Genomic DNA, 21657 nt, shown 5'->3' with positions numbered 1-21657 from the left:
ACAATTATAGCCTAGAAAATGAAAAAGGGCACTACCCGTGCCCTTTTTTTCCCTGCCATGACAGCAAGCTTACTTCTTTTTCTTCGGTGCCAGGACCATGATCATCTGGCGGCCTTCCATTTTCGGGAACTGCTCGACCTGGCCATGCGGCTCCAGATCGGCTTTCAGGCGTTCCAGCATACGGAAACCAATATCCTGGTGCGCCATCTCGCGGCCACGGAAGCGCAGGGTGATTTTGGTCTTGTCACCGTCTTCCAGGAACTTGATCAGGTTACGCAGCTTGATATTGTAGTCGCCATCATCGGTGCCCGGACGGAATTTGACTTCCTTCACGGCGATGATTTTCTGCTTCAATTTCGCTTCGTGAGCCTTTTTCTGCTCCGAATACTTGAATTTGCCGTAGTCCATCAAACGGCAGACCGGCGGGACCGCGGTTGGCGCGATCTCGACCAGGTCGACGTTTGCCTCTTCCGCCAGGCGGAAGGCTTCGGCCAAAGTCACGATACCGAGCGGCTCGTTATCGACCCCACTTAAACGCATTTCAGGGGCAGTGATTTCGCCATTGATGCGATGCGACTTGTCAGTAGCTATGGTGATTCCTTTTAAAATCTAATGAATTGCCAGTGCGATCAGGCCTTGGTGGCGACATCATGCTGAAGTCGCTCTATCAGGGCATCGACGGACATGACGCCCAGATCGACATTGCCCCGTGCCCGCACGGCGACGGTGTTGGCATCCCGTTCTTTGTCGCCCACCACGAGGATGTACGGCAGTTTTTGGACGGAATGTTCACGTATTTTATAGTTTATTTTCTCGTTGCGCAAATCGGTCTGTACGCGGAAGCCGCTGCGGCGCAGCTTTTCGGCGACTTGCTGCACGTATTCAGCCTGCGCATCCGAGATATTCAGCACCGAAACTTGCACAGGAGCAAGCCACGCCGGCAGCGCGCCGGCGTAGTTTTCGATCAGGATGCCGATGAAACGCTCCATCGAACCGACGATCGCGCGGTGCAGCATGACCGGCACCTGGCGGCTGTTGTCGGCCGCCACGTACTCGGCGCCCAGGCGCTCCGGCATGAAGAAGTCGACCTGCATGGTGCCGACCTGCCATGGGCGGCCCAGCGAATCCTTCAGGTGGTACTCGATCTTCGGACCGTAGAACGCGCCCTCGCCCGGCAGCTCGGTCCAGGTCACGCCGCAGGCGCGCAGGCCCGAACGCAGCGCTTCTTCGGCTTCGTCCCAGATCTCATCGGAACCGATGCGGTTATCCGGACGCAGCGCCAGCTTGACGTCGATATTGTGGAAGTGGAAATCCGAATACACTTCCATCGCTTGCGTATGGAAAGACACCACCTCCGGCTCGATCTGCTCGTGGGTGCAGAAGATGTGGCCGTCGTCCTGGGTAAAGCCGCGCACGCGCATGATGCCGTGCAGCGCGCCGGACGGCTCGTTGCGGTGGCACTGGCCGAACTCGCCGTAGCGCAGCGGCAGGTCGCGGTACGAACGCATATTGCTGTTGAAGATCTGCACGTGGCCCGGGCAGTTCATCGGCTTCAGCGCGTACGAGCGGTTTTCCGACTCGGTGACGAACATGTTTTCGCGGTAGTTGTCCCAGTGGCCGGTCTTGCCCCACAGGCTGGCGTCCAGAATCTGCGGCGCCTTCACTTCCTGGTAGCCGTTGACCTGATACTTGTTGCGCATGTACTGCTCCACCTGTTGCCAGATGGTCCAGCCTTTCGGATGCCAGAACACCAGGCCCGGCGCCTCATCCTGGAAGTGGAAGAAGTCCAGCTGCTTGCCCAGCTTGCGGTGGTCGCGCTTTTCCGCCTCTTCCAGCTGGAACAGGTACTGCTCCTGATCTTCCTTCTTGGCCCAGGCGGTGCCGTAGACACGCTGCAGCATTTCGTTCTTGCTGTCGCCGCGCCAGTAGGCGCCGGCCAGCTTCATCAGCTTGAAGACTTTCAGCTTGCCGGTCGACGGCACGTGCGGGCCGCGGCACAGGTCGGTGAAGTTGCCTTCGCTGTACAGCGAGACATCCTGGTCGGCAGGAATCGATTCGATGATCTCGGCCTTGTAGGCTTCGCCGATCGACTTGAAGTAGGCCACGGCTTCATCGCGCGGCAGCACCTTGCGGGTGACCGGCTCGTCTTTCTTGGCCAGCTCGGCCATTTTCTTTTCGATCGCGACCAGATCGTCCGGCGTGAACGGACGCTTGTACGAGAAGTCGTAGTAGAAGCCGTTTTCGATGACCGGACCGATGGTGACCTGCGCGTCCGGGAACAGCTCCTTGACGGCGTAGGCCAGCAAGTGGGCGGTCGAGTGACGGATCACATCCAGACCCTCTGGATCCTTATCGGTGACGATGGCCAGATCGACATTTTTATCGATCAGGTACGAGGTATCCACCACTTTGCCGTCGACCTTGCCGGCCAGCGCGGCTTTGCCGAGGCTGGTAGCAATACTGGACGCCACTTGTGCAACGGTGACTGGGCCGTCGAATTCACGGGCAGAACCATCAGGAAGGCGAACTGAAATCATTGTGATCTCCAATGTCGGCGCGCAGGCCGGTGTTAAAAAATACAGACGAAAAAAAAACGCGGGCTAGCCGCGTTTTCTCTTTTTTTTCAAGCAAAAGAATCCCGTTGACTAGCGTCACTCCCAAAGCTTGGTAGTAGTTCGCGGTGTCATAACCGTGATTGCCTTTCTCGCTCTTACATATATTCTGGTGGGCGGTGAGGAATTCGAATCCCCGACCCCTTGGATGTCGACCAAGTATTCTAACCAGCTGAACTAACCGCCCGTTGGCACTGCCATTTTACTGCTTTACTACGAAATCTGGTGGGCGGTGAGGAATTCGAATCCCCGACCCCTTGGATGTCGACCAAGTATTCTAACCAGCTGAACTAACCGCCCGAAGACCAGCATTATAGAGAGCGATCCGAAGAAAAACAAGGGCCATCATAGGAAACATTTCTCTTTTCCCTATGAAGCCCAAAGGCACTGATGTCCGGCTTACATTAAACTGTGGTGATTGATAGCCTACAACAAGCCCATGCAAGCTGACACCACGCCCTCCTCGCCTTCCGCCCACCTGCACGAACACCGTGACGGCGACGCCCACTATCAACACTACACCGTGCAGCGCAGCCAGTCGGTGCTGGCCTGGTCGCTGGTGCTGACGCTGGGCTTCGCGGTGGTCGAGGTGGTGACCGGCTTCATGTCCAACTCGCTGGCCCTGATTTCCGACGCCGGCCACATGGTGACCGACGCCGCCGCGCTGGGCCTGGCGCTGCTGGCGCAGCTGATCGCCAAGCGGCCGCCGTCGGCGCGCCATTCGTTCGGCTTCGGCCGCGCCGAGGCGCTGGCGGCCTTCGTCAACAGCCTGGTGCTGATGGTGCTGGTGCTGTGGATCGGCTATGAAGCCATAAGCCGCTTCTCGCATCCGGAGGAAGTGCATGGCGCCACCGTCTTCATCGTCGCCGGCATCGGCCTGGTGATCAACCTGCTGCTGGCGTGGATGCTGTCGCGCGGCGACAGTAATATGAATACCCGCGCGGCGCTGGTGAACGTGCTGGGCGACCTGCTTGGCTCGGTGGCCGCGCTGGTCTCCGGCGCGGTGATCTATTACACCGGCTGGATGCAGATCGACCCGCTGCTGTCCCTGTTCGTGGCGCTGCTGATCCTGCGCTCCACGGTTGGCGTGCTGCGCGAGTCGTACCACTTCCTGATGGGCGGCGTGCCGGAGCAGATCGACTACGTCAAAGTCGGCGCCGACATGGAACAGCTGGACGGCATCTGCTCGGTGCACGACCTGCACGTGTGGGATATGTCGCCCGGCCAGCCGGCGCTGATCGGCCACGTCGAAATCACCGACCTGGAACGCTGGCCGGAAATCCTGCACGCCATCAAAGCCATGCTGCTGGAAAAGCACGGCATCGATCACATTACCTTGCAGGCGGAAGTGACATCGCAATGAACTATTGGACGCGTCGCGACTTCATCGGCGGCGGCGCTGCCACCTTGCTGAGCGCCAGCGTCTTCGCCAACAACCCGGTAGCCGACGCCTTTGCTGCGGCCCAGCCTTTTTATGGCGTGGTGATGCTAGCCAAGCAGGGCAAGCCGGTGTACGTGCGCACCTTCGGCATGGCGAATATCGAAGAGAACAAGGCGGTGCGCAGCGACACGCCGTTCGCGGTCGGTTCGATCTCCAAGTGGCTGACATCGGCGACCGTGCTGCGGCTGGTCGAAGACGGCAAGCTGGAACTGGATGCCACCATCGGCAAGCTGCTGCCGTGGTATCGCGCCGACGGCGCCGACAAAGTGACGCTGCGCCATCTGCTATCGAATGCCAGCGGCATTCCGAACCAGTTCACGCCGGCACTCAGGGCGGATCCGTCGATTCGCGATCTGCCATTCACGACGCGCCAGGCCATCGAACGCTTCTGCTCGGGCGAGCTGATTTTCACGCCCGGCAGCCGCTTCGACTACGTCAGCACCAACTGGTACATCGTCATCGGCATCATCGAACAGATCACCGGCGTGCCGTACCAGCAGGCGATGCGCGCGATCACGCTCGATCCGCTGAAGCTGCCGGCCACGCGCGCCGACCGCGCTTACATTGAAGCGCCCGCCACCGCCGCGGCCTACGCCACCATCACACCACCGGCGCGCAAGATGGATATCCACCAGCACTACATGGTCGCCTCCGGCGGCTACTACAGCACCGCCGACGATCTGCTGCGCGCCGCAAGCGCCATCTTCAACGAAGGCTTCCTCAAGCGCAGTGCGGTGGAAGCGCTGACGCACATCGAAGTTCCGAGCGAAAACTACACCTTGGGCGGCCGCGTCAAAACGCTCAATGTGAACGGCCAGCCGCACGTCTTCGCCTGGGAAACCGGCCGCACCGCCGGCTTCCGCTCCGTCCTCGGCCACCGCCTCGACGGCGAAGACACGGTGATCATCCTGAACAACACCGACATGTCGCAAAAGACCCTGGACGAATTCGCCTACAGCCTGCTGGGCGCCAACAACGTTTAACAGCGGTGAAAATGGCGGGAGGGCTATAATGCTGGCGCCTCTTTAGCGAATCTACTTTTTATGCAGAATTTTGAAAAACGCCGCGACCGATACAATGCTTTTGCGTCGTTCGAAAACCCGCTCGTCAACCTGAGCTTTCAGCTGGAAGTGCCGGATTTCCGGCCTTTCTGCAAACAGAACGGCCTGCCGACCTTCCATTTCTTCCTGTACCACGTGCTACATGCGATCAAGGGGGTCGAAAACTTCATGTACCGCGTCCATAAAGGCGAAGTGATCCGGATCGAGGATTTCTGGGCCTCGTACACCGTGCTCAATCGGGACAAGAATCTGAACTTTGCGCGCTTCGTGATGACGGAGGATTTGAAGGAATTCGTCGCCCGCAGCGTCGCCGCATCGCAGGAAGCCGAGGCCAGCACCAAGCTGATCAACACCTCCGAAGCGCTCAGCGAATATGACCAGCGCCGCAACGTCCACATCACCTGCATGCCGTGGCTGAATTTGTCGGCGATTGAACATCCGATCTACGAGCACAAGAGCTACGACATCCCGTCGCTGGCCTGGGGCCGCTACAGCGCGCCGCGCGACGATGGCAAGCTCACCATGACGATGGCGGTGCAAGCGCACCATGGCTTTGTCGACGGCTACCACGTGCATCTGCTGGCCGAATCGATCGGCGCACGCATCGCGCAAACAATGGCGTCATAACTCGCGCAGGAAGGCCTGCACCGCCGCCGATTCACGCCCGGCCTGGGAACACACCAGGCCGAACTCGCGATAGGCGCGCGGCTGCAACTGCATCACGCGCAAGCCGCGCTGGTCCGACGGCAGCGCGGATTCCGGCACCACCGACACCCCCAGACCTTCACGCACCAGCACCGCCGCGCTGGCCAGATCGCGCACCGTCACGCGGACATCGGACAACGTCACGCCAGCCTGCATCGCCAGGCTTTGGGCATGGACGTTGCAGCCGCCGGTGGCCAGCACGAACGGTTCGTCAGCCAGTTCGCACAACGCCACGCCCTGCTCGCTCGACCGCCGCCCCAGCGGATGCTGCGCCGGCAGCAAAGCCACCCACGCATCGCGGCCGATGATCACCGCCTGCCGCTGCGGCGCAGGATTCAGCACCACGCCCAGCTCGATCGTATCTTCGGCCAACCAGGCCTCCACTTCCTCATCCGAACCTTCCAGCGCCACCACGTCAATGCCAGGATGACGTCGCTTGAAGGCCGACAACAAGCCCGGCAACACGGTCGCCAGCACGGACGGGAAAGTCGCCAGGCGGATGCGGCCAGCGTTCAAGCCCTGCGCCGCATCGCCCAGCGCGCGGATCGCATCAAACTGCGCCAGCATGGCGCGGGCGTGCTGCATGACCTGTTCGCCCAGCGCGGTGACGGCCACCTCGCGCCGCTCGCGCACAAACAGCTTGGCGCCAAGCGCCGCTTCAATCTGCGCAATCGCCTGGCTGGCGCCGGACTGCGAAATGCCAACCTGCTGCGCCGCACGCGAAATATGACGCATGTCGGCCACCGCAAGCAGCAAGCGCCAATGGGACAAATTCATCATTAGAAAAACTGATAGCGCGTTTCTGGAGCATTAATTTTACAGCGATACAAGGCGACGCATACAGTGGCGACTCATCTTTAAGGAGTCTGCCATGAAGCTGTACTACGCCCCGCATACCTGCTCGCTGTCGCCGCTGATCGTGCTGAACGAACTGGGCTTGCCACATGAACTGATCAAGGTCGACAATCAGACCAAGCGCACCGCCGACGGCCGCGATTTCCGCGCCATCAATCCGAAAGGCTACGTCGCCGCGCTGGAACTGGACAATGGAGAAGTGCTGACTGAGGGCCCGGCCATCATCCAATACCTGGCCGACCTCAAGCCGGAAGCGAAGCTGGCGCCGCCGCCCGGCACCTGGCCGCGCGTGCGGCTGCAGGAAATGCTGAATTTCATCACCAGCGAAATCCACGCCGGCATTGCGCCCCTCTTCAATCCGGAGTTGCCGGATGCAGCGCAGACCATCTTCCGCGAACGCCTGTTCCGCCGCATGGCCGTACTGGAGCAGACCTTAAGCCAAAGCAGCCACCTGACCGGCGACACTTTCACCGTCGCGGACGCCTATCTGTACACGATAGCAGGATGGTTCAAATTCTTCGCCATCGAACTGAGCCAATGGCCGGCCGTTGCAGCCTATGAAAAACGCATCGCGGCCCGCCCCTCGGTGCAGGCCGCGCTACAAGCGCACACCTAAACCGGGAAACCGGGGTCAGTTCTGCCATTGGTACATGAGCTTGTGTGCGATTGGCAGAACTGACCCCGGATTCAGGCGCGGCGGGCTTCCTGGACGCCGCTTACTTCGGTGATGGCGCTCAGGGCTTTCTGCAGTTGCGCCGTGGCGCCGATTTCGGCCGTGAAGGTCATGCGCGCAAAGCCTTTGGCGCTTTGCGTGTTGACGCCGATAACGTTGATCTTCTCGCGCGAGAAGATCTCCGAGATATCGCGCAACAGGCCCTGGCGGTCGTTTGCCAGGATGAAGATGTCGACCGGGTAGACGGTGTCCGAACCGGCACGCCCCCACTCCGTCACAATCACCCGCTCCGGCGCCTTGGCGCGCATCTCGGCGAAGTTCTTGCATGTGGCGCGGTGGATCGATACGCCCTTGCCGCGCGTGACGAAGCCGACGATGCCGTCCGGCGGCGCCGGCTTGCAGCACTTGGCCAGCTGCGTCATCAGGCCGTCCGTGCCGACCACCAGCACGCCCGACTTGGCGCCCTGCTCCACGCTGGACGCCTTGCTCTTGCCGAGGAAGACTTCGTCCACCGGTTCGGCCGGTTCGCCGCTGTCGTGCAGCGCCTGCTCGATGTGGCGCAGGCTGAATTCATCCTTGCCCACCGACAGGAACAGGTCGTCCACCTTGGCGAAGCCCAGCTTGTTGGCCAAGGCTTCCAGATTGACCGCCGTCTTGCCTTCGCGCTGCAGCGTTTTCTCGACCATGGCGCGGCCGTGCGACAGCGTTTCCTGCATGTCGATGGCGTGGAACCAGGCGCGGATCTTGGAACGCGTGCGGGTGGCAACGGTGTACTCGTCGCTGAGCCAGTCGCGCGACGGGCCAGCCGTGCCCGGCGCGCCCTTGGCGGTGATGATTTCGCACGTCTGGCCATTTTTCAGCGGCGTGTTCAGCGGCACCATGACGCCGTCCACGCGCGCGCCGCGGCAGCGGTGGCCCACATCGCTGTGCAGGTGGTACGCAAAGTCCACCGGCGTGGCGCCGACCGGCAATTCGATCACGCGCGCCTGCGGCGTCAGCACGAAGATGCGGTCGTCCAGGGCTGCGGCCTTGAGTTTTTCCACCCATTCGCGCTGCTGTTCTTCCTGGCCGACCACGGCGTCCGCGACGTCGGTTTTCCACGCCAGCAGCTGGCGCAGCCAGGCGATTTTCTCGTCGTACTTCTGGCCCGAGAAATTCGAGCCGCCCGATTCCTTGTAGCGCCAGTGCGCCGCCACGCCGTATTCGGCGAAGCTGTGCATTTCCTGGGTGCGGATCTGCACTTCCAGCGGCCGGCCGTCTTCCGCCGTCACCACCGTGTGCAGCGACTGGTAGCCGTTCGGCTTCGGCCGCGAGATGTAGTCGTCGAATTCTTTCGGGATCGGCGTCCAGATGTTGTGCACCACGCCCAGCACGGTGTAGCAGGTTTTCACATCGGCGACGATCACGCGGAAGGCGCGCACGTCGTACAGGTCGGTGAAGTCCAGCTCCTTGCCCTTCATCTTGCTCCAGATGGAGTAGATGTGCTTGGGTCGCCCGAACACTTCGGCCTGGATGCCGGCCGCCGCCATTTCCGATTGCAGCCGCGCAATCGCGTTGGTGACGAAGCCTTCGCGCATCATGCGCTTTTCTTCCAGCATCTTGGCGATGCGCTTGTAGGTTTCCGGCTCGATGAAGCGGAACGACAGATCCTCCAGTTCCCACTTCAATTGCCAGATCCCGAGACGGTTGGCCAGCGGTGCGTACAGGTCCAGCGTTTCGCGCCCGTAGGCGCAGGTCATGTCGTTGAATAGCTTGATGTCGGCGAAATAGCGCAACGTGGTGACGCACGACGCCAGCCGCACCAGCACCACGCGCATGTCGGACGCCATCGCCAGCAGCATCTTGCGCAGCGTTTCAACCTGCGCCACCGCCTGTTGCGCGGCGTTGCGGCCACGGCCGATGCCGCCGGTGTTCTGGTTTTGCGTCAGTTCGCGCAGGCGGATCAGCTGGCGCACGCCGGACACCAGTTCATTGGTCTCCTGGCCGAAGCGCGGTTCGATGATGGCGGCCTGCTCGGTGTCGAGCAGGGTCAGTTCGAACAGCAGGCCGGCGATGCGGGTTTCGATGTCGGTGCTGAGAAAAGCCAGCGTGCCGGCCACGCCGACCGCGAAGTCGATCGCCGGCTGGCCGCTGCTGCACAGCTTGTCGCCGTAGGCGGCGCCGGCGAATTCCAGCGCCGCCCGCATGCGGACGCTTTCGTCCGGCGTCAGCCCCTGGACCAGCTGCTCCGACGTGGCGCTGTTAAGCGCAGTGGTGGAAACCATGGTGCTCCTAGCGCTGTGCGGCGATGACGATGATTTCGACCAGCACTTTCGGATCGGCCAGCTTGGCTTCGACGGTGGCGCGCGGCGGCGTGTGGCCTTGCGGCACCCAGGCGTCCCACTCCTCGTTCATGCCGGGGAAGTCGGCCATGTCGCGGATGTAGATCTGGCAGCTGAGAATGCAGGTCTTGTCGCTGCCGGATTCGCCCAGCAGGCGGTCGATATGCCCCAGCACTTCGCGGGTCTGGCCCTGGATGTCGGCCGAGGTGTCTTCCGCGATCTGCCCCGCCAGGTAGACGGTGCTGTTGTGGATCGCTACTTCGGACAGGCGTTTGCCTACATGCAGTCGTTTGATTTCCATAATACGTTTAACCTAACTTAGCCTAACAGGAATTTCTTTGCTATTTGAATCTGATCGTCGTGGATGAAGGTCGGCGCGTGGCCGACGTTCGGAATTTCCACCAGTTGCGCTTTCGGACCGCGCTCGGTCATCAGCTTGGCCGTTTCCGGCGACAGCAGGTCGGAATCGGCGCCGCGCACCAGCAGCGTCGGGCAGGTGATGGCGTCATAGGCGGCCCACAGCATGGCCTGGTCGGCTTCGGCCGATTCCGGCGTGGCCGAACGGAACGGCAATGCCAGCCCCATATCGTAATGGCGCACCCACTTGCCATCTTTGTCCTGACGCAAGACATCGGTCGCCAGCTTCAGCCATTCTTCCTCGCTGTGCTCGCCGAAGGACAGCGAGACGTCGCGCACGAACTTGGCGCCGGCCTCAAAGCTGTCAAAGCGCAAGTCCTGGCCGACGTAGTCGCCGATGCGCTGCAGGGCCATCGGCGCAAGCACCGGGCCGATGTCGTTGAGCACCAGCTTGCGGATCGGATTGCCCGGCAGCGAGGCCAGGCCCATGCCGATCAGGCCGCCCATCGAGGTGCCGAACCAGTCGACGCTCTGCCTTTCGCCATCTGGCAGCACGCGCGCCAGCAGGGTTACGATGTCGCTGACATATTGCGGGATGACGTAAAGCTGCGGATTCTTCAGCCAGTCGGAGCGGCCGCGGCCGGCGATATCCGGGCAGATCACGCGATAATCACTGGCCAGCGCGCGCGCCATGTAATCGAAGTCGTCGCCGACGCGGGTCACGCCGTGAACGCACAGCAGCACGTTAGGGTTAGTCTCATCGCCCCACTCTTTATAGGACATGCGATGCAGGCCGGCCAGCGACAGGCATTGAACAGACTTTATTTTTGCTTCGAGCATGCGGATTCCTTCAGGGACCTTTAAATTATTATTTATATGGTGAGAAACACCATTTTACCGCGTTGTGGTTAAAATCTTAGCGAAGTGTAGCGCAGCGCGCCTTCAACCACCAACCCTATCGAGGACAGTATGGCAAACAAGACTTTAAGCGGCAAAACGGCATTGGTTACAGGCTCCACTTCCGGCATCGGCCTGGGCATCGCACGCTCGCTGGCGGCCGAGGGCGCCAATGTGCTGCTCAACGGTTTCGGCGACGCCAAGGAGATCGACCAATTGCAGGCCGATCTGGCCAAGGAATTCGATGTGCAGGTCGCTTATCACAACGCCGACATGACCAAGCCGGCCGAAATCGAGGCCATGATCAAGTTTGCCGGCGATAAGTTCGGCGGCGTCGATGTGCTGGTGAATAACGCCGGCATCCAGTTTGTCGCCAATGTCGAGGATTTCCCGGTCGAGAAATGGGACGCCATCATCGCCATCAACCTGACCTCGGCCTTCCACACCTCGCGCCTGGTGCTGCCGCGCATGCGCGAGCAGAACTGGGGCCGCATCATCAACCTGGCCTCGACCCATGGCCTGGTGGCCTCGGCCGGCAAGTCGGCTTACGTGGCGGCCAAGCACGGCCTGATCGGCCTGACCAAGGCCAATGCGCTGGAGACCGCCGCCACCGGCGTGACCGTCAACGCCATCTGCCCCGGCTTCGTGCTGACGCCGCTGGTGCAGAAACAGGTGGACGACCGCGCGGCCAAGGATGGCATCAGCAACGATGCGGCCAAAAAGGCGCTGCTGGCGGATAAACAGCCGTCGGGCGAGTTCGTCACGCCGGAAGAGCTGGGCGCGCTGGCGGTGTTCCTGTGCTCCGACGCCGCCAAACAGGTGCGTGGCGTGGCATGGAATATGGACGGCGGCTGGGTCGCCCAATAGGAGGTCGCTTAAAAAAGGCCACAGCTTCGTTGCGACGCCTCGCTGCGGCCATTTTGAAGCAACCTCCTAAGTACTATCCCTTACCAAAGACAGATATCACTGGCGCCTATTTGCGGGTTTCCACAATAGTGATATCTGTCGCGCTGGGCCATCATGCACTCCTTACAGAAACACACGAGGAGACCCCGTGAAAAAACCATTCTATAAAGTGCTGTACGTACAGGTACTTTTCGCCATTGCCTGCGGTATCCTGTTAGGCGCCTTCTATCCAGACAGCGGCGTTGCCATGAAGCCTTTCGGCGATGGCTTCATCAAGCTGATCAAAATGATCATTGCCCCGGTGATCTTCTGCACCGTGGTGTCCGGCATCGCCGGCATGCAGGACGTTAAGAAAATCGGCCGCGTCGGCGGCAAAGCCCTGCTGTACTTCGAAGTGATCTCGACCTTCGCGCTGGTGATCGGCCTGTTCGTGGCCAATATCGTCAAGCCAGGCGCCGGCTTCAACGCCACCGCCGCCACGCTGGACGCCAAGTCGATCGAGCAGTACACCTCCAAGGCGCATCCGCTGACCACCACCGACTTCCTGATGAACATCATCCCGAACACGGTGGTTGATGCCTTCGCCAAGGGCGACATCCTGCAAGTGCTGCTGATCGCCATCCTGTTCGGCTTCTCGATCTCGCTGCTGGGCGAGCGCGGCAAACCGCTGGTCAAGCTGATTGACGAAGCCTCGCACGCCATCTTCGGCGTCGTTAACATCATCATGAAAGTCGCTCCAATCGGCGCGTTCGGCGCGATGGCCTTCACCATCGGCAAATACGGCATCAAATCGCTGCTGCCGCTGGCGACCCTGATGGGCTGCTTCTACGCCACCTGCGCGATCTTCGTGATCGTGGTGCTGGGCACCGTGGCGCGCCTGACCGGTTTCTCGATCGGCCGCTTCATCCTGTACATCAAGGAAGAACTGCTGATCGTGCTGGGCACCAGCTCGTCGGAATCGGCGCTGCCTTCGCTGATGGTCAAGCTGGAACGCCTGGGCTGCCCTAAATCGGTGGTGGGCCTGGTGGTTCCAACCGGCTACTCGTTCAACCTGGACGGCACCAACATCTACATGACCATGGCCGCCCTGTTCGTTGCGCAAGCCACCAACACCGAGCTGACCCTGCTGCAGGAACTGACCATCCTGGGCGTGGCGATGCTGACCTCGAAAGGCGCGTCGGGCATCACCGGCGCCGGCTTCATCACGCTGGCGGCAACGCTGCACGTGGTGCCGGATATTCCGGTGGCCGGCATGGCGCTGATCCTGGGCATCGACCGCTTCATGAGCGAATGCCGCGCGCTGACCAACTTCGTCGGCAACGGCGTGGCGGCCCTGGTGGTGTCGAACTGGGAAAAAGAACTGAACCACGACACGCTGAAAGCCGAACTGGCCCATCCAGGTTCGACCGTCAAGGAACCTGAACTGCTGGAGCCGGTCCCAGGCCACTAAGCCCGACTGATTCCGCCCAAAGCGCCGCGCAGCAATGCCCGGCGCTTTTTGTTCGTTTACGAACACTTCCACTGTCCATTTCTGTACACTGGAGCGCAATGCCAGCCGCATCACCGCATGGCACGGGAGTTGCTGAGATTGTTGTAATGACAAACCAGGAGACACCATGCACGAACTGACACTGGGCGCGCGCGGCAAGGAGGCCAGCATCGCCGTCGACATCAACGCCCACGGCCAGATGGCCGGCATCATCGAGGAAGAAGACGGCCGCCAGCGTGCCATCCTGTACGACCGGCGCCCCATCGAACTGGGCACGCTGGGCGGCAGCGACAGCTACACGCGCGGCCTCAATGCCAGCGGCGACGTGGTGGGCACCGCGCAGAACGGCGCCGGCTACTGGCGCGCTTTCGTCGTTCCCCACGGCGAGGCCATGCGCGATATCGGCACGCTGGGCGGCAACAGCAGCTACGGCGCAGCCATCAACAACAAGGGCCAGGTGGCCGGCTTTGCCGACACCAGCGACGGCTATTACCGCGCCTTCGTCAGCGACGCCGACGGCGAACCGATCGACCTCGGCACGCTGGGTGGACGCATCAGCTACGCGGCCGGCATCAACAACCACGGCGCGGTGGTCGGCACCGCCGCCCTGCCCGACGGCTACCGTCATGCCTTCCTCACGCAACCGGGCGGCGCCATGCAGGATCTTGGCACGCTGGGCGGCCGCTCCAGCAGCGCCAGCGCCGTCAACGACAACAATGTGGTGGTCGGCGCATCGGAAACGCCGGGCCGGCGCTGGCATGCGTTCATGTGGGACAAGGGCCGCATGGTCGACCTCGGCGCGCTGATCGGCTACGGCGACAGCTTCGCCACCGCCGTCAACCAGGCCGGCCACGTGGTCGGCAGCATCCGCATCGGCGACGAGCGCCGCTCCTTCGTGTACCGCGACGGCAAGATGACCGTGCATCCGGGCGGCTATGGCCTGTACCTGGTGAACGCCATCAACAACCAGGAACTGGTGATCGGCGCCACCTACGTCGGCAAGAAATTCACCGCCTCGACCATGGTGTCCAGCCAGCCGGCGGTGGTCACGCACGGCGCCCAGGATTTCATGGGCGCCATCGCCGTCGTATTGATCGTGGCGACCGGGCTGATGCTGTACCGCCGCCGCTACCGGGGCATCGCCCTGCGCTCGGCGGTCTAGGCGGCCAGCGACAGCAGCTTGGCCAGCGCGGCGCCGACCGCGCACCAGCCCAGCAAGGGCAGCAGGCGGCGCTGGAAGTAGCGCAGCGCTTTCGGTACGGCATGGCCGCGCGCGCGGTACAGGCGCAGCGCCAGCGGATAAGCCATATGGGTGGCCGGCACCCGCGGCACGGTGCGCAGCAGATAGCCGGTCACCGCTGCCACCAGCACCATGGCGATCTCCGGCAGCACTTTCGGCAGCGCCGGCGCCATCCAGCACAGCGTGGCGAAGCCGCTGATGACCACCAGCGCCAGCAGCAGCCGGCGGTTGACTTCGGCATGCGCCGGCGGCGCGCGCTGCATGCGCTGCGCCAGCATCACCAGCGCCGCCAGCAGCGCCACCACCACGATCGACAGCAACCAGCCGCGATCGCGCACCGGTTTTTCCTCCTCAGCCGCCAGCGAGGCATCCGGTGTGCTGTACAGGTTGTAGCCGATGGCGTCGCGCGCCTGCTTCAGGTTCGCCGCGTAATTGCCCATGTCGCCCGGCTCGATGTGGTCGCGCAGCGCCTTGTAGTGCGCAGTGATGAGCACGCTCTTGCCGTCGGCGCCTTTGGCCACCTTGTAGGAAAACGCGAAGGCCGGATTGTTCACCCTGGTATCGCTGGTCTTGATGTTCCATGACTCCGGCAGGCGCACTTCGGTCACTTCGATAATCTCGCGCGGAAAGTCCAGGCGCAGCGGCGCGTTGCGGCCGACGGCCTCGGGCGCCTTGAGCGGATCTTCGATCTCCGACGCTTCCACGTGCGCCTCGTCGCGGCCGCGCTTGTCGTTGCGGACCCAGAAGCTGGGCACACGGTAAGACTCCATCGTGGTCAGCTCGTTGCGGGCCTCGTTGTCCTCGATTTTCATCGCGCCGTTGCTGTGCGTGCCTTCATAGTTGCGGGCGTAAAAATTCTGGTACTGCGTCTCCAGCTCGGCACGGTTGTAGCGCAGCTGGCGGCGCAGGTTGTCGGCGCGCTCGCCGCGCATCGTGGTGTTGATGGTGTAGTCGACCGGCTTGCCGACGCCGGCCGTGGAATCGAACACGGCGCGGATCGTCTTCAGGCTGCCGGCGCTCGGCTCCATGCGCGTCAGCGCGGTGCTGACCGGGTCCAGCACCAGCGCATAGCCGTAGTCCGCCTGCGCCATGTGCGCCAGGTCGCCCTGCTGCATGCTGCGGGTGGGATCGAGCCAGTAGGTCTTGCCTTCCAGCAGCACGCGCACCAGCACGTGATTGAAGGCCAGCGGCGTTGGCGCCCAGTGTTCGACATCCCTGGTGAATTCAGTGTTGACCAGCGCCGGCGCGGCGTCGATGCCCAGCGCGCGCAGCAAGGTGACGGTCAGCAATGTCTTGTCCTTGCAGTCGCCGAAGCGGCGCAGCCAGACCTGGTCCGGCGCGCTGGGCGCATGCGAGCCGGGGCCGACTTCGATGCCCATGTAGCGGACGTCGCGCTGCACCAGGCGCAGCACGGCGGCCGTGCGGCTCTCGGCGTCGCCGTTGTCGTGCGCGATGCGGTCCAGCTCCGCGCGCAGCGCCGGCCCCAGTTTGGCCGGCGGCTGGTACAGCGGCAGCGACCAGCCGACCACCGAGGCCCAGTCGGCAAACTCGGTCCACTGCACGGCGGCATACGGGTTGAACCACTCCGGCGCGTTCTTGTCGACCTTGACGGCGGCGATCTTGCGCTGGTCCCAGCGGTAATCGCGGTAGCCGTCGGCCTCGCTGACCGCCGGCTGCAGCTTGCTGTTGTGGGTAAGCACGCGCAGCGGCCGGTTGAGCGGCATCAGCAGGCGCACGAAGGAACGGTCCATCGGCACCGCCCATTCGATGTCGACGCGGCTGGAGACCTTGCCCTTGAATACCGGATTGGCGCCGTCCAGGCTGAACGAATAATCGACGATGTCGCCGATGCGGATATCGTCCAGCAGCACGCTGGCGGTCTGGCTGCCGTCGTAGATCAGGTAATCGAGTTCCGTCTCGCGCTGCAGCAGCTTGATGCGGGCGCCGGCCAGCCGCGGAATCAGCTTGCCGTCGCGGATCACGTTAATCGTGTGAATGGTCAGGCGCTGGTAGGTGGGATCGAAATTGATGCTGAGATTGGCGGCCTTCTCCACCCCGCTGCCGTCCAGCGCCTTGGTAGCCAGGTGCATGAAGGTGACCTTGCCGCGCGCATCGACCCGGGTCTGCGTATCGCGCAGCAGATAGGCGACGCTGCCGCGCTGCGGCTGCCATGCCGGATCGGCCGCCGCCTCGGCCGCCACCGGCAGCACCCAGGCCGGCGCCGCGCCGGTTTTATATGCCTGCGCGCCAGCGGCGCACGCCCACATCCATCCCAGCACCAACAGCACACCACGCATGTCTGACCCGTTAAGAAATTAAGTAGCAAATATATCAACAGTGTAGACCGACAGTTTCTGTTAAGCAAACAAAAACGGCACGCCGCAGCGTGCCGTTGTGTTCGCGGCTAAAGTTTACAGCGCCGAGAAGTCCAGCTTGACGCCGGTGGCGGCCTGGATCTGGTCCTTGCTGACGCCGGGCGCCAGTTCGGTCACTTTCAGGCCGCTGTCCGTCACTTCCAGCACACCGAGGTCGGTGATGACCAGGTCCACCACGCCGACGCCGGTCAGCGGCAGGTCGCATTTCGGCAGCAGCTTGTGCGAGGTCGAGCCGTCCTTGGCGGTGGCCACGTGCTCCATCAGCACCACCACCTTCTTGACGCCGGCCACCAGGTCCATCGCGCCGCCCATGCCCTTGACCATTTTGCCCGGAATCATCCAGTTGGCCAGGTCGCCGTGTTCCGACACCTGCATGGCGCCGAGGATGGCCAGGTTGATCTTGCCGCCGCGGATCATGCCGAAGGAATCGGCCGAGCTGAAGTAGGCCGAACCCGGCAGCGCCGTCACGGTCTGCTTGCCGGCGTTGATCAGGTCGGCGTCGATTTCCTCTTCGGTCGGGAACGGGCCGATGCCGAGCAGGCCGTTTTCCGACTGCAGGAACACTTCGATGCCGGTCGGCACATAGTTAGCCACCAGGGTCGGCAAACCGATGCCGAGGTTGACGTAGAAACCGTCCTGCAGTTCCTTGGCCGCGCGCGCGGCCATTTCATCACGAGTCCATGCCATAATAAATCTCCGATTCTTTTAGTTGGCGGCGCGTACGGTGCGCTGCTCGATGCGTTTTTCCGGCGTGGCGTTGACCACGATGCGGTTCACATAGATGCTCGGCAGGTGCACCTGGTCCGGATCGATCTCGCCGGTTTCCACCAGCTGTTCGACCTCGACGATGCAGACCTTGCCGGCCATGGCCGCGTTCGGGTTGAAGTTGCGCGCGGTCTTGCGGAACACCAGGTTGCCGGCCTTGTCGGCCTTCCAGGCCTTGACCAGCGCCACGTCGGCCACCAGGCTGCGTTCCATCACGTACTGTTCGCCGTCGAACTCGCGGATTTCCTTGCCGTCGGCGACGATGGTGCCGACGCCGGTCTTGGTGAAGAAGGCTGGAATGCCGGCGCCGCCGGCGCGCAGCTTCTCGGCCAGCGTGCCCTGCGGCGTGAATTCCAGCTCCAGCTCGCCGGCCAGGTACTGGCGCGCGAACTCCTTGTTTTCACCCACGTAGGAGGCGATCATTTTCTTGATCTGGCGGGTTTCCAGCAACTGGCCGAGGCCGAAGCCGTCGACGCCGGCGTTGTTGGAAATGGCCGTCAGGCCGGTGACGCCGGAATCGCGCAGCGCACCGATCAGCGCCTCCGGGATGCCGCACAGGCCGAAGCCGCCGACCGCAATGGTTTGCCCGTTCTGCACCACGCCTGCCAGGGCGGAAGCGGCGTCCGGATAGATCTTGTTCATATATGTCCCTTATGATTTATGTTGCGTGTGCCTTGCCAACGTTGTTAAATACCTTAGCGATGCGGCGATCCAGCATAGAATACGCACATTAAAAGCACAATACCGTAGAACTACCTGTACCCATGCACGCTCAGCCGATCATTGATTACGAATCGATTTTCCTCCATGCGCCGGTAGGCATGTGCATCTCGGAAAACCGCACCATCCAGACCTGCAACGAGGCGCTGGCCGCCATGTTCGGCTATACGCGCCAGCAGCTCGAAGGCCTGTCCTTTCTGGCGCTGTATCCCACCATGGACGAATTCCTGCGCACCGGCGACCGCATCATCCCCATCATGAACGCCAAGGGCCGCTATTCCGACGAGCGCATCATGCGCCGCGCCGATGGCGAGCTGTTCTGGTGTCACGTCACCGGCCATGCCATGCAGTCCAGCGTACCGCTGGGCCCCGGCATCTGGACCTTCGAGGATGTCAGCGAAAAGCGCCCGGTCACGGCCGAACTGACGCCGCGCGAGCGGGAAATCGCCGCCCTGCTGGTCGAAGGCAAGACCAGCAAGACCATCGCCCGCCAGGTCGACCTCAGCCCGCGCACGGTGGAAATGCACCGCGCCAAGCTGATGCGCAAATTCTCCGCCGCCACGTCCTCCGAGCTGGTGCACAAGCTGATCGGCGTCCAGCTTTAATAACGGCTGTCAGGTTGCCGTCATGCCGTCGTCGGCCGAGATAATGGCGCCGTTGATGAAGTTGGAATCCTCGCCGGCCAGCAGCAACAGCAGGCCGTCCAGGTCTTCCGGCTTGCCCGGACGCTTGCGTGGCAGCATGTCGATCAGCCTCTGGCCCTGCTCGCTGGCGAAATAATCCTCGTTGATCTCGGTCGAAATATAGCCGGGGCAGATGGCGTTGGTGTTGATGCCATACTTGCCCCACTCCACCGCCATGGCCTTGGTCATCTGCACCACGCCGGCCTTGCTCATGCAGTACACGCCTATCTGCGGCAGCACCCGCAGGCCGGCCACCGAGGCGATATTGATGATGCGGTGCTTCTTGCTCGGATCGCCCTTGGCGCGCGCGATCATGCGCTTGGCCGTCTCCTGCGCCACGAAAAAGCCGCCGCGCAGATTGGTGTCCATCACGAAGGCGTAGTCCTCGGGCGTCACGTCGACCAGCCGCTGGGTGGTCGACACGCCCGAGTTGTTGACCAGGATGTCGATCGGGCCGGCCTCGGTTTCGGCGTGGGCGATGGCCGACTTGATGCTGGCGTAATCGGTGACGTCCAGGCTGACCACGTGGGCGGCGCCGCCGTCGGCCTCGATCTCGGCGCGCAACTCCTTCAGGCGCTCGGTGCGGCGCGAAGCCAGCACCACCTGCGCCCCCGCCTGGGCCAGCACTTTGGCAAACCGGGCTCCCAGACCGCTGGAGGCGCCGGTGATCAGCGCAATTTTTCCCTCAAAGTTAACTTCTATGCCCACGGTTGCTCCTCTATGGTTGGCGAATGTCTAAGCAATATCATTACACAAAACGCCAGTATTAGATTGCGGTGTCTAATAATGTCGCGGAAAATGGCAGCAATCCAACGAAAAAAGAAGCACACTCGTGCTAAAATTTTTACATTCATCAAAACCACTATAACAACAGATCATGACACAGCCTCAAAATCTTGTAGAACAGTACGGCCCGCGCGATGCGATGGAGTATGACGTCGTGATCGTCGGCGGCGGCCCCGCAGGCTTGTCGGCAGCAATCAAAATCAAACAGCTGGCCGCTGAAAAAGGCCAGGAAGTGTCGGTCGTCGTGCTGGAAAAAGGCGGCGAGCTGGGCGCCCACATCCTGTCCGGCGCCGTGATGGACCCGAAGGCGCTGACCGAACTGATCCCTGACTGGAAGGAAAAAGGCGCGCCGCTGAACACCGCCGTCACCGAGGACCGCGTGCTGTTCCTGACCGAGACCAAGGCTTACAAGACCCCGAACATGCTGCTGCCGGCCTGCTTCGAGAACCACGGCAACTACGTGATCTCGCTGGGCAACGTGGTGCGCTGGCTGGGCCAGCAGGCCGAGGCGCTGGGCGTGGAAATCTTCCCCGGCTTTGCCGCCGCCGAAGTGCTGTACAACGACGACGGCTCGGTCAAGGGCATCGCCACCGGCAATATGGGCGTCAAGCGCGACGGCGAAGCCGGTCCGGAATTCCAGCTGGGCATGGAGTTGCACGGCAAATACACGCTGTTTGCCGAAGGCGCGCGCGGCCACCTGGGCAAGCAGCTGATGGCCAAGTACGACCTGAACAAGGGCAAGGATCCGCAATCCTACGGCATCGGCATCAAGGAACTGTGGGAAATCGATCCGGCCAAACATCAGCCAGGCCTGGTGATCCACACCACCGGCTGGCCGCTGGACAGCAAGACCTATGGCGGCTCCTTCCTCTACCACCTGGAAAACAACCAGGTGATGATCGGCTACGTGGTCGGCCTGAACTATGAGAATCCCTACCTGTCGCCGTACGAGGAATTCCAGCGCTACAAGACCCACCCGGAAATCCGCACCTTCCTGGAAGGCGGCAAGCGCATTTCCTATGGCGCCCGCGCGATCACCGCCGGCGGCCTGCAATCGCTGCCGAAGCTGGTGTTCCCGGGCGGCGCGCTGATCGGCTGCGACGCCGGTTTCCTCAACATGAGCCGCATCAAGGGCAGCCACGCGGCGATCAAGTCCGGCATGCTGGCGGCCGAATCGGTGTTCGAGGCGCTGGGCGCCGGCCGCCAGGCCGACGAACTGGCCAGCTACCCGGCCGCCTTCGAGAAATCGTGGCTGCACGAGGAACTGCACGTGGCGCGCAACGTCAAGCCATGGCTGAACAAGGGCCTGTACCTCGGCTCGCTGATGACCGGCATCGACCAGATCGTGTTCCGCGGCAAGGCGCCATGGACCTTGCGCCACTCGCACGCCGACCATGAATGCCTGAAGCCGGCCGCGCAGTTCCAGCCCATCGTCTACCCGAAACCGGACGGCAAGCTGACCTTCGACCGCCTGTCGTCGGTATTCATCTCGAATACCAACCACGCGGAAGACCAGCCCATCCACCTGACGCTGAAAAACCCGAGCGTGCCGGTGGACGTCAACCTGGCCCGGTTTGCCGGGCCGGAGGCGCGCTACTGCCCGGCCGGCGTGTATGAATTCGTCAAGACCGACGACGGCGCCGACCGCCTGCAGATCAACGCCCAGAACTGCGTGCACTGCAAAACCTGCGATATCAAGGATCCGACCCAGAACATCGTCTGGGTGACGCCGGAAGGCGGCGGTGGGCCGAACTATCCAAATATGTAAAAA

Annotated in this window: 19 protein-coding genes and 2 tRNA genes; 9 read left to right on the top strand and 12 right to left on the bottom strand. The window is 62.3% G+C overall.

Annotation, left to right across the window (positions count from 1 at the left end; all coding sequences use genetic code 11):
- Window positions 1-69 precede the first annotated feature (69 nt).
- From infC to GJ698_RS00195, 4 genes are all read right to left on the bottom strand, one after another.
- Entirely contained in the window at window positions 70-609 is a 540-nt protein-coding gene (gene infC, locus GJ698_RS00210) for a translation initiation factor IF-3 (protein ID WP_371865126.1), read from the bottom strand.
- Window positions 610-629: 20 nt separating this feature from the next.
- Complete coding sequence (thrS, locus tag GJ698_RS00205; RefSeq protein ID WP_154355588.1) at window positions 630-2537, bottom strand: threonine--tRNA ligase; 1908 nt, start codon at window positions 2535-2537, stop codon at window positions 630-632.
- A 185-nt stretch (window positions 2538-2722) separates the two neighbouring features.
- Window positions 2723-2799: transfer RNA gene (locus tag GJ698_RS00200), tRNA-Val, on the bottom strand.
- Window positions 2800-2835: 36 nt separating this feature from the next.
- Window positions 2836-2912: transfer RNA gene (locus GJ698_RS00195), tRNA-Val, on the bottom strand.
- A gap of 139 nt (window positions 2913-3051) precedes the next feature.
- On the opposite strand from GJ698_RS00195, the gene GJ698_RS00190 reads away from it, so the two are divergent.
- Genes GJ698_RS00190 through GJ698_RS00180 form a run of 3 tightly spaced genes read left to right on the top strand, consistent with a single transcriptional unit; the run spans window position 3052 to window position 5741 of the window.
- Window positions 3052-3975, top strand: a complete 924-nt coding sequence (locus GJ698_RS00190) for a cation diffusion facilitator family transporter (RefSeq protein ID WP_154355587.1) — start codon at window positions 3052-3054, stop codon at window positions 3973-3975.
- Entirely contained in the window at window positions 3972-5036 is a 1065-nt protein-coding gene (locus GJ698_RS00185; RefSeq protein ID WP_154355586.1) for a serine hydrolase domain-containing protein, read from the top strand. Before GJ698_RS00190 ends, GJ698_RS00185 begins: the two co-directional genes overlap by 4 nt.
- Before the next feature lie 60 nt (window positions 5037-5096).
- The gene (locus GJ698_RS00180) at window positions 5097-5741 is read left to right on the top strand and encodes a CatA-like O-acetyltransferase (RefSeq protein WP_154355585.1); all 645 of its coding nucleotides are present in this window, start codon (window positions 5097-5099) and stop codon (window positions 5739-5741) included.
- Here GJ698_RS00180 and GJ698_RS00175 read toward each other — a convergent pair.
- Window positions 5736-6599 carry a LysR family transcriptional regulator gene (locus GJ698_RS00175; RefSeq protein WP_154355584.1) on the bottom strand — a complete coding sequence of 288 codons (864 nt, stop codon included), beginning with the start codon at window positions 6597-6599 and terminating at the stop codon, window positions 5736-5738. The two genes, GJ698_RS00180 and GJ698_RS00175, sit on opposite strands and share 6 nt — an antisense overlap.
- A 91-nt stretch (window positions 6600-6690) precedes the next feature.
- Here GJ698_RS00175 and gstA point away from each other — a divergent pair, with 91 nt between their 5' ends.
- Window positions 6691-7290: a glutathione transferase GstA gene (gstA, locus tag GJ698_RS00170; protein ID WP_154355583.1), complete on the top strand. Its 600-nt coding sequence runs from the start codon at window positions 6691-6693 to the stop codon at window positions 7288-7290.
- A 71-nt stretch (window positions 7291-7361) separates the two neighbouring features.
- Here gstA and GJ698_RS00165 read toward each other — a convergent pair whose 3' ends face one another.
- Genes GJ698_RS00165 through GJ698_RS00155 form a run of 3 tightly spaced genes read right to left on the bottom strand, consistent with a single transcriptional unit; the run spans window position 7362 to window position 10865 of the window.
- Window positions 7362-9611 (bottom strand): RelA/SpoT family protein, encoded by a 2250-nt coding sequence (locus GJ698_RS00165; RefSeq protein ID WP_154355582.1) that lies wholly within the window; start codon window positions 9609-9611, stop codon window positions 7362-7364.
- 7 nt (window positions 9612-9618) lie between these two features.
- Window positions 9619-9969: a RidA family protein gene (locus GJ698_RS00160; RefSeq protein WP_154355581.1), complete on the bottom strand. Its 351-nt coding sequence runs from the start codon at window positions 9967-9969 to the stop codon at window positions 9619-9621.
- 17 nt (window positions 9970-9986) lie between these two features.
- A complete protein-coding gene (locus GJ698_RS00155) occupies window positions 9987-10865 on the bottom strand; it encodes an alpha/beta fold hydrolase (protein ID WP_154355580.1) in 879 nt (292 codons plus the stop codon).
- Window positions 10866-10994: 129 nt separating this feature from the next.
- Here GJ698_RS00155 and GJ698_RS00150 point away from each other — a divergent pair, with 129 nt between their 5' ends.
- From GJ698_RS00150 to GJ698_RS00140, 3 genes are all read left to right on the top strand, one after another.
- Window positions 10995-11789, top strand: a complete 795-nt coding sequence (locus GJ698_RS00150) for a 3-hydroxybutyrate dehydrogenase (RefSeq protein ID WP_154355579.1) — start codon at window positions 10995-10997, stop codon at window positions 11787-11789.
- Between the two features lie 187 nt (window positions 11790-11976).
- The gene (locus tag GJ698_RS00145; protein ID WP_371865076.1) at window positions 11977-13278 is read left to right on the top strand and encodes a dicarboxylate/amino acid:cation symporter; all 1302 of its coding nucleotides are present in this window, start codon (window positions 11977-11979) and stop codon (window positions 13276-13278) included.
- A 166-nt stretch (window positions 13279-13444) separates the two neighbouring features.
- Window positions 13445-14479: an HAF repeat-containing protein gene (locus tag GJ698_RS00140; protein ID WP_154355578.1), complete on the top strand. Its 1035-nt coding sequence runs from the start codon at window positions 13445-13447 to the stop codon at window positions 14477-14479.
- On the opposite strand, the gene GJ698_RS00135 is transcribed toward GJ698_RS00140, so the two are convergent.
- The 3 genes from GJ698_RS00135 to GJ698_RS00125 form a co-directional block, all read right to left on the bottom strand.
- A complete protein-coding gene (locus GJ698_RS00135; protein ID WP_154355577.1) occupies window positions 14476-16854 on the bottom strand; it encodes a DUF3857 domain-containing transglutaminase family protein in 2379 nt (792 codons plus the stop codon). The genes GJ698_RS00140 and GJ698_RS00135 overlap by 4 nt on opposite strands.
- Before the next feature lie 114 nt (window positions 16855-16968).
- A complete protein-coding gene (locus GJ698_RS00130; RefSeq protein WP_154355576.1) occupies window positions 16969-17619 on the bottom strand; it encodes a CoA transferase subunit B in 651 nt (216 codons plus the stop codon).
- An 18-nt stretch (window positions 17620-17637) separates the two neighbouring features.
- Window positions 17638-18339: a CoA transferase subunit A gene (locus GJ698_RS00125; protein WP_154355575.1), complete on the bottom strand. Its 702-nt coding sequence runs from the start codon at window positions 18337-18339 to the stop codon at window positions 17638-17640.
- Between the two features lie 122 nt (window positions 18340-18461).
- On the opposite strand from GJ698_RS00125, the gene GJ698_RS00120 reads away from it, so the two are divergent.
- Window positions 18462-19022 carry a LuxR C-terminal-related transcriptional regulator gene (locus tag GJ698_RS00120; protein WP_154355574.1) on the top strand — a complete coding sequence of 187 codons (561 nt, stop codon included), beginning with the start codon at window positions 18462-18464 and terminating at the stop codon, window positions 19020-19022.
- A gap of 9 nt (window positions 19023-19031) precedes the next feature.
- On the opposite strand, the gene GJ698_RS00115 is transcribed toward GJ698_RS00120, so the two are convergent.
- On the bottom strand, window positions 19032-19808 hold the full coding sequence (locus GJ698_RS00115) for an SDR family oxidoreductase (RefSeq protein ID WP_371865075.1): 777 nt from the start codon (window positions 19806-19808) through the stop codon (window positions 19032-19034).
- Window positions 19809-19977: 169 nt separating this feature from the next.
- Here GJ698_RS00115 and GJ698_RS00110 point away from each other — a divergent pair, with 169 nt between their 5' ends.
- On the top strand, window positions 19978-21654 hold the full coding sequence (locus tag GJ698_RS00110) for an electron transfer flavoprotein-ubiquinone oxidoreductase (RefSeq protein WP_208023741.1): 1677 nt from the start codon (window positions 19978-19980) through the stop codon (window positions 21652-21654).
- Window positions 21655-21657 lie beyond the last annotated feature (3 nt).

The organism is Duganella aquatilis (assembly GCF_009674565.1).
In the GTDB taxonomy this organism is placed as follows: domain Bacteria; phylum Pseudomonadota; class Gammaproteobacteria; order Burkholderiales; family Burkholderiaceae_D; genus Rugamonas; species Rugamonas aquatilis.
This window is presented reverse-complemented; position numbering and strand designations above follow the sequence as displayed.

What these genes read in the sequence shown, in the direction of transcription:
- GJ698_RS00175 (WP_154355584.1), bottom strand. Translation starts at nt 6,599, where the DNA reads ATGATGAATTTGTCCCATTGGCGCTTGCTGCTTGCGGTGGCCGACATG.
- GJ698_RS00160 (WP_154355581.1), bottom strand. Translation starts at nt 9,969, where the DNA reads ATGGAAATCAAACGACTGCATGTAGGCAAACGCCTGTCCGAAGTAGCG.
- GJ698_RS00140 (WP_154355578.1), top strand. Translation starts at nt 13,445, where the DNA reads ATGCACGAACTGACACTGGGCGCGCGCGGCAAGGAGGCCAGCATCGCC.
- GJ698_RS00135 (WP_154355577.1), bottom strand. Translation starts at nt 16,854, where the DNA reads ATGCGTGGTGTGCTGTTGGTGCTGGGATGGATGTGGGCGTGCGCCGCT.
- GJ698_RS00165 (WP_154355582.1), bottom strand. Translation starts at nt 9,611, where the DNA reads ATGGTTTCCACCACTGCGCTTAACAGCGCCACGTCGGAGCAGCTGGTC.
- GJ698_RS00130 (WP_154355576.1), bottom strand. Translation starts at nt 17,619, where the DNA reads ATGGCATGGACTCGTGATGAAATGGCCGCGCGCGCGGCCAAGGAACTG.
- GJ698_RS00120 (WP_154355574.1), top strand. Translation starts at nt 18,462, where the DNA reads ATGCACGCTCAGCCGATCATTGATTACGAATCGATTTTCCTCCATGCG.
- GJ698_RS00125 (WP_154355575.1), bottom strand. Translation starts at nt 18,339, where the DNA reads ATGAACAAGATCTATCCGGACGCCGCTTCCGCCCTGGCAGGCGTGGTG.
- thrS (WP_154355588.1), bottom strand. Translation starts at nt 2,537, where the DNA reads ATGATTTCAGTTCGCCTTCCTGATGGTTCTGCCCGTGAATTCGACGGC.
- GJ698_RS00110 (WP_208023741.1), top strand. Translation starts at nt 19,978, where the DNA reads ATGACACAGCCTCAAAATCTTGTAGAACAGTACGGCCCGCGCGATGCG.
- GJ698_RS00180 (WP_154355585.1), top strand. Translation starts at nt 5,097, where the DNA reads ATGCAGAATTTTGAAAAACGCCGCGACCGATACAATGCTTTTGCGTCG.
- GJ698_RS00190 (WP_154355587.1), top strand. Translation starts at nt 3,052, where the DNA reads ATGCAAGCTGACACCACGCCCTCCTCGCCTTCCGCCCACCTGCACGAA.
- GJ698_RS00150 (WP_154355579.1), top strand. Translation starts at nt 10,995, where the DNA reads ATGGCAAACAAGACTTTAAGCGGCAAAACGGCATTGGTTACAGGCTCC.
- gstA (WP_154355583.1), top strand. Translation starts at nt 6,691, where the DNA reads ATGAAGCTGTACTACGCCCCGCATACCTGCTCGCTGTCGCCGCTGATC.
- GJ698_RS00155 (WP_154355580.1), bottom strand. Translation starts at nt 10,865, where the DNA reads ATGCTCGAAGCAAAAATAAAGTCTGTTCAATGCCTGTCGCTGGCCGGC.
- GJ698_RS00185 (WP_154355586.1), top strand. Translation starts at nt 3,972, where the DNA reads ATGAACTATTGGACGCGTCGCGACTTCATCGGCGGCGGCGCTGCCACC.